At 46.7% G+C, this 1,301-nt stretch carries 1 pseudogene; it reads right to left on the reverse strand.

Annotated elements, in window-relative coordinates:
• Positions 1-1,301: pseudogene (locus QUB37_RS28930) on the reverse strand (eCIS core domain-containing protein); the annotation flags it as partial.

The following is a 1,301-nucleotide window of genomic DNA, read 5'->3' on the forward strand; positions in this document are numbered from 1 at the left end:
AGGATTCCGACTTGCGGGTCTTGGCGATGGCCCAGGTGCAGGATTCCGACTTGCGGGTCTTGGCGATGGCCCAGGTGTACGATTTCCCGTTGTAGGTCTTGGCGATGGGGCAGGTGCAGGATTCCGATTTGCGGGTCTTGGTGATGACCCAGGTGTAGGATTCCGACTTGCGGGTCTTGGACGAACACCAGGCTTACCCCCAGCAGTATTACTCGGTGTACCCCCACCAGCCTTAGCCAGCCAATCATTCCCCTGCTTCACAACCAAATCAACCAACTTATTCACCGCAGCATCTATCTTACCTCGCACTTTCGCAATAATTTCCCGCACTTTTTGACCAACATTCCCCAACCCCACAATCCGCGCCAAAAAACTAATCGCCATCGACAAACTGCGCGCCAACGTACTCTCAATATAATTAGCAGCAACAGCCACCTGCCCCGCCACAATATTACCAATAGAAGCCGCAATTGCATCCATCAAAACTTGCATCCCATCGGCTTTCTCGATTAAAAAGGCGATCGCATTATATATCCCTTCAGCAGCAACAGCGATCGCCCCAAACCCCGAAAAAGTAGCCACCAATTTTGCAACAGCCTTTTTAACAACGGTTTCAATTACCCAAGTACGAATACTTTCCACCACCGTTTTTTGCAATTCTTGAGGCGATTGCATCATCTTTTGCACTTGGGCAACCAATCCACCTTTAGCAATCTGCTGTATTAAATCGAATCCTTTTTCTAATCGCTTGACTTTGGGTTCGCCGATGCGCTTTACTAACAATCCTCGCAATCGCCCGTAGTTAATCCCCAATACTTGCATCACCATCGATACAACTCCGATTGTGTCAAGCTTATTTGGGACGGTGACTCCGGTTGAGCCTAAAGTTCCTGTTAACCAAGAGACTAAACCATCTTTGAGGTGAGTTGCAATCTTGCTAGAAAACTGCTGAAATCCTGTTTGAAGCGCCCTAACTAAATTGGATAAAAAAGCTTCACCATTGCTAATAATTGTACCTATAGCACTTCCCGCCCTCCCCAAAAATTCTACTACTTTATTCGCTGCTTCTCCCAAGGGACTCATCAGCTTTTTCAGGGCTTGCATAGCAGCATTTTTTACCAAATTCGTTTGAATTTGAGAAGTGGTTTGACTTACCGATCGCGATCGCTCTTGTGATGTTTGCGGCAACGATTTAGTCTGCAAGCGGTTTGTTACTACCTGTTGTTCTGAGATTTCCGGTGAGAATTTGTTAAAGTTGGCAGCCAAACTATCAGGAGTAAATTGTTTGGGAGTTAAGTCGG

It is taken from the genome of Microcoleus sp. AT3-A2 (genome assembly GCF_036705685.1).
Taxonomy (GTDB): Bacteria; Cyanobacteriota; Cyanobacteriia; order Cyanobacteriales; family Microcoleaceae; genus Microcoleus.